Raw genomic sequence first — 6129 nt, 5'->3', positions numbered from 1 at the left:
CGGCAGAATTTGCCCGAAGTCATCAAAAAGGTCCGGATCTCTAGTTTAGCCTGGTACGGATATTGGGAGGAGGTCAATCTGCGGTGACACTCAATTTCTCGGCGGTACTGAATCCGGGGACTTGCACCTTGAGCCTGAATAAAAGTGTCCTGTCACTTGGCCCGATAGCTCAATCTCAACTCACCGCCAATGCGCTGGTGAGAGCCGAGCCTTTCACTCTTAATGTGCAAGCCTGTAGCGGCACTCATGCCAGTTATACGCCAGTGGTGAATGTCAGTGGTGAAGGGATGATTCAGAGCGGTAAGTGGCTGTTTCGTAGCAGTGATTCTGTTGCCAGTGGGATGGGCGTGATGTTGGTAAAAACAGAGACTACCCCTAATTACAATCAACTCGAAGTCAAGAATGGTGACGATATCCCACTGGCAGCCACAGGGGTAAATCCAGTTAACCAGAGCATCACGTTTTATGCCGGTGTGACCTGCGGCAACGGTGCAGAGTGCGCCAACCTACGACCTGGCGAATTGAACGCCCGCGTGCTCTTTAATCTTGTTTATCGCTGAGGTCACTATGCTACTTGTTCGCGCAACCTTGCCAGCCAGAATCAGCGTATTTTTGCTACTGCTGCTGGCAACTGAAAATACCATCGCAGCCAATGTGGGCGGTATCAGCCTGAGCCAGACGCGCATGGTGTTTTTGGCGACGGACAAAGCCCAGACACTGACCGTCAAAAACAGTGATAACCAAACTTATCTTATCCAGAGTCGGGTGCAACGTAATCTTGATGATACTGCCTCCGCTCCTTTTGTTATCACACCGCCGCTTTTTCCATTGCGCGCTGATAACCGCCAGTTGCTGCGTATTTTGCCGCAGGATACCGCAGACTTGCCCACGGATCGTGAGTCGCTGTTTTACCTCTCGGTAGTCGGTATTCCGGCACAAACAGAACAGAACAGCGCCAGCAACCAGGTATCTATGGGGCTGCGCTTTATGATTAAGCTGTTTTATCGCCCAACGGGTCTGGCTGTTTCTCAAGATGCCGCCGCTTGTGGCCTGGAGTTCAGCGCGACAGCTCAAGGCGTTCGCGTGAACAATCCAACACCTTACTACCAGACGCTGGGGCAACTGGTGCTGAATCACACCACTATTGATTTGGATAACCAACCCTCAATGGTGGCCCCGATGAGCACTGCGACTTATTCAGTCTCCGCGCCCGTGACACAAGCTAAATGGCAAACCATCAATGATTTCGGTGGGCTATCGACTGAATGTCAGCAGGCGGTGTCGTCAATCAAGGAAACATCATGAGTTTTGTCTTTCCCAAACACCTCCTTGCTTTTGGGCTGTGTTTATTCACTCTTTTTTCTGGTTTTGCGGCGGCCCAAACGGCCGCCAATAAGCCGGGGATTTCGTTTTACGTGCTGCGGGTTATCTACCCTGAGACCGAGAAAAAAGGCGTCAGCCTGACGGCCTATAACAAAAGTGCCGCGCCGTACTTAATGCAGTCCTGGATACAACCCGTCGATCCGGTTACCGGTGATGTGAATATGACCAACACGGATCAGGGAGCGATGCCCTTTATCGTCACACCGCCACTGGCACGGCTGGAAGCGAACAGTGAGCTGACATTGCGTATCCGGCGTAACGGTGAGCCGCTACCGACCGATCGCGAATCAGTATTTTTTATCTCGATGAAAGCCATTCCAGCGCAGCAAGAGACTGACAAAAATGCGCAAGCCGGGCAGATGGCGCTCACCGTGGTGAGCAATATGAAAGTCTTCTACCGGCCTGAAGGACTGGCTAAACGAGCGGTGGCCGATGTGGCGTCACAACTGAGTTTTCGCCGCGAAGGCAATGTGCTGATTGCAGACAATCCGACACCTTACTGGCTGACTTTTTCCCGGCTTCACGTCGGGGCGAGCGAAATGGATAAAGCCCAGCTTCGCTTGATGGTTCCGCCTAAAGGCCAACGTCAATACCGCTTGCCAGAAGGCGCTACCGGCAAGGTGAGCTGGCAGTTAATTGATGAAGATGGTTGGGATACGCCTTTCAAGCATCAAAATTTGTAGTCCTTTGATATGACCTCTGACTTTTGTAATGGCCTGACTTTGTAATGGATAGAAGAAAAATGAAAATCCGCCACGCTGAATTAACAATACTGCCCTCGTTGGTCGGCGTTGCTTTCCTGACAGCAACGACGCCTGCGAGCGCGCGGGATTACTTTGACCCTGGTTTGCTGGCGCTGACCGGCGGGCAATCTGCCACCACGGACTTGAGTGCTTTTGAAACCGCAGGCCAGATCCCTGCGGGAAGTTATCTGGTGACACTGTTTGTCAATCAGGTGGATTTAGGCCAGCACCAGCTGATGTTTAAAGCCGATAAACAAGGGAAAGTGGCGCCGGAATTAACCCCCGCATTTCTACATGAGATGGGGGTAAATACTCAGGCGTTGCCCGCTTTTGTCGGATTGCCGCCAGATGTTGCCATCGACAATATCAATGAGCTGATCCCCGAGGCCCGCGTCCGGTTTGATTTTCCACAACAGCGGTTGGAACTCAGTATTCCACAGATAGCCATGCAGGCTAATAGCCAAGGTGCAGTTGATCCCGCCTTATGGGATCAGGGTGTTCCGGCCCTGTTGCTTAATTACAGCGCCAATGGCGGGCGCAACTGGCAGGATGGTCAATATGACGGCGGGAATACCGTGCAAACCAACCTGTTTGCCAGTGTGCGCGGTGGGTTGAACTGGCAGGCATGGCGGCTGCGCAGTGATATGACTTACACCTATAACGAGAGTCGTGGTGGCAACACTGATAGTCAGAGCAACCAGCAGACCCAGTTTTCCAACACTTATCTGCAACGGGATATCGCCGCTCTGCGTTCAGAAATATTGGTGGGGGAGAGCAATACTGAAAATGACGTTTTCGACAGTATTCCGTTCCGAGGCGTCAAGCTCAATTCCAGTGACGATATGCTGCCGATTAGCCTGCGCGGCTTTGCTCCGGTCATCTCCGGAATTGCGCAAAGCAACGCCAGGGTCACTATCAGCCAGAACGGCAATGTGGTGTATCAGACCTTTGTGGCACCGGGGCCTTTTCGTATCAATGACCTGTTCCAAACTGGGCAGGGCGGTGACCTGACGGTAACCATCACCGAAACTGATGGCACCGTTCGAACCCAAACAGTGGCGCTGTCATCTCTGCCGGTGATGCGCCGCCCCGGTAGCCTCAAATATGAGCTAACCACTGGGCGCTACAACGGTGGGATCACCACCAGTTCGAAAGAATCCGATTTTGTGCTCGGCACCTTAATCTATGGCCTGCCTTACGACGTCACCTTGTATGGCGGCGGGTTAGTGGCGCAGGACTATGCCTCTATGGTCGCCGGTAGCGGCGTGTCATTGGGGAGTTTCGGTGCGCTGTCGGCGGATATCACCACCTCAAGCACCACGCTGTCTGGGCAAGATGGCCGCCAGCAAGGTAGTTCTTACCGGATTCGTTATGCCAAGAGTTTGCTGGAAACTGGCACCTCGATAGATCTGGCGGCTTATCGCTATTCCACCCGCCATTATTACAGTTTCTCCGATTTTAACAGTCAGGGCTATCAGCTCAGTGAGGGGCAGGTGCCTTGGGCGCTGGAGCGGCAACGCTCTAATTTCCAGGTGCAGCTCAATCAGCAACTGAAGTCATGGGGTTCAACCTATTTGTCATTACAACGCAATGATTTTTGGGGTAATGACAAGGTGATGAATACGGTATCGGCGGGCTATAACGGCAGCTACCGTGGTGTGAGTTATGGGATGGCTTACAGCATTAATCGGGTCAAAGGCGAGGGCAACTGGCCGGAAGATCGTCAATTGTCGCTGAATATGCAAGTTCCTCTGAACCTGTTTAGCCAGGCGCAGTCGGCTAGCCGCAGTTATGCCCGTTACCAGATGACCCACAATAATCAGGGGCAGGTACAGCAGCAAGCCGGTATCAGCGGCAGCGCGATGGATGATCGTCTCTCTTATAGCGCGATGCAAGGCTGGTCAAATGGCAATACCCCGAGCACCAGCTCGTTGAACGCCGGTTATCAGGGCAGTAAAGGCATGGCCAATATGGGTTACAGCTATGGCAGCCAAGCGCGCTCATTAAATATGGGCGGTAATGGTGCGTTGGTGGTGCATCCGGGCGGCGTGACACTCAGCCAGATGTTGGGCGATTCGGCCGCCATTGTGAGTGCGCCGGGGGCGGGTGGCGTGAGTGTGATGAACGGCAATGTGCGCACTGACAGCCGCGGCTATGCGGTGGTGCCTTACTTGTCGAACTACCAAAACAACAGCATTAGTTTGAACCCGACCACCTTGCCGGACGATGTGGATATCACGCACTCCAGTTTGAATGTCTATCCGACCAAAGGGGCGGTGGTGATGGCGAACTTTGCCACCCGCGTCGGTTATCAGGCGCTGGTCACCTTGCAACAAGGCCATCAGCCACTGCCTTTCGGGGCGCTGGTGACGGTTGATAACGCCAGTGATGGCGAAACCAATACCGGTATTGTCGGCGATAGCGGGCAGGTGTATCTGAGCGGATTACCGGAGAAAGGCCAGTTGAAGGTGAAGTGGGGCAGCAGTGCCGAACAACAGTGCCGGGCGGTATTTAATCTAAATAAAGTTGAAGCGCCATCAGCCAATAACCCAATACGCACAGTGACCGCTCGCTGTGAGGGAGCATAAATATGCGCCTGACATTATCAGTTACTGAAAACAGCACGGAATATGATCGAATGAAAACACCAACAATAAATGGCCAAATATATCGAAAAGGGTATTTATACCTACTAACGCTATTACTCGTTTTAATGGGCATAACTCAGTCGGTTAGGGCCGAGACCATAACTATTGGTAAGGGCCGCGGTATTCTTTGGGAAGGGCTGCCTTTTAATCAAACTCTGTCTGGGGCGATGGGTAGTGCGAGCTTGGCACCGTACTATGGTTTGCTAGCTATATCTAATAGCACTAGTGTCTGCATGAATAGGAATTCTCTCGCCTATATTGGTGGTTATATGGCATACAAGATTGCTCCGGGGGTGGGGCTAATTCCTAGGGCGAGTGGGACAGCGAGCTACACATTGTCTGATAAGAGCACTGAAAGCTTAGACGGGACCCTTGGTTTACCCAAAACTGGGGGTGTTACAACTTCAAATATAATGGTGGCCAGTCCGAGTGACCGTGAGTGGTGTTTGCCGCCAAGAATGTCGAGTTACTCTGGTTTTTATGATACATCCGGATCTGCTACCCGAACGGCCCGCCTTTCAGGCACTTGGGTACTAGTGACCGACGGCACTCAAACTAGCAGTGAGGCCATTATACCTCCAATGTATTTTGGTAGTTTTTCTTCTGCTTCTTCGGGAGATAGGTCAACCACTATTTTACCGAGCAACATCACATTACGTATCTCGACGTTGGAATGCACAGTCTCAACACCCACCATGATTAATTTTGGTAGCGTCGAGCGCCTGACGCAGGTGGGGGCGGAGTTAGCCACTTACTCTTCTGCCATAACCACTGCTTGTTCGCAAACATCTGACCGAATAAATGCCAATATTAATCTGCAATTCAGAGCATTAACCAGTTTATACGAAAATCAACGAACTCGTTTGGCACTGGCGCAAGGTGGCGGTTATATCACTGGCGAAATTAATAATGGCGTGACGGGCAGTGGCGTATGTACTGGTACCAGTGGGCTGCCTTTTGATAATTCAGTGGTCAAAATAGGCAATATTCTGGCGACTGAAGCGACCACAGTTATCAATAATCAGGTGACCTGGCGTTTGTGCTCTGGTGGTGCCAGCTTACCGGTGGGGAATGTGACCGCATCGGCGGAAATGCTGGTGACATTTAATTAACTATCGCACCTGTTTATTGCTGTAGATGATGTTTAGCAACAGCTCAAATAGATATAAAACTCGCATTTGAGCTGTTCAACAGAGTCAATATGTTTTGCCATCAGCACCACTCTTTGAGCTGTAATAATACATTGCTCGGTATATTGCCATATTTAAAATTCAACAATTGAGCTAAGGTGTGTCTAATATAATAATATTTAGCAAATACGATCTGATTAGATACTTTTTTAATGAAATAATAAC

General features: G+C 51.2%; 5 protein-coding genes. All 5 read left to right on the top strand.

All coding sequences use genetic code 11. The annotated features are described in order from the left end of the window. Positions 1–83 precede the first annotated feature (83 nt). Positions 84–560: a fimbrial protein gene (locus HU019_RS19970; protein ID WP_227739251.1), complete on the top strand. Its 477-nt coding sequence runs from the start codon at positions 84–86 to the stop codon at positions 558–560. Positions 561–567: 7 nt separating this feature from the next. Then, positions 568–1305: a fimbrial biogenesis chaperone gene (locus tag HU019_RS19965; protein WP_174849977.1), complete on the top strand. Its 738-nt coding sequence runs from the start codon at positions 568–570 to the stop codon at positions 1303–1305. After that, positions 1302–2066, top strand: a complete 765-nt coding sequence (locus tag HU019_RS19960) for a fimbrial biogenesis chaperone (protein WP_174849978.1) — start codon at positions 1302–1304, stop codon at positions 2064–2066. Before HU019_RS19965 ends, HU019_RS19960 begins: the two co-directional genes overlap by 4 nt. Before the next feature lie 59 nt (positions 2067–2125). After that, on the top strand, positions 2126–4714 hold the full coding sequence (locus HU019_RS19955; protein WP_174849979.1) for a fimbria/pilus outer membrane usher protein: 2589 nt from the start codon (positions 2126–2128) through the stop codon (positions 4712–4714). 518 nt (positions 4715–5232) lie between these two features. Beyond that, the gene (locus HU019_RS20390) at positions 5233–5886 is read left to right on the top strand and encodes an adhesin (RefSeq protein WP_227739253.1); all 654 of its coding nucleotides are present in this window, start codon (positions 5233–5235) and stop codon (positions 5884–5886) included. Positions 5887–6129 lie beyond the last annotated feature (243 nt).

It is taken from the genome of Yersinia artesiana (genome assembly GCF_902726545.1).
GTDB lineage: Bacteria > Pseudomonadota > Gammaproteobacteria > Enterobacterales > Enterobacteriaceae > Yersinia > Yersinia artesiana.
This window is presented reverse-complemented; position numbering and strand designations above follow the sequence as displayed.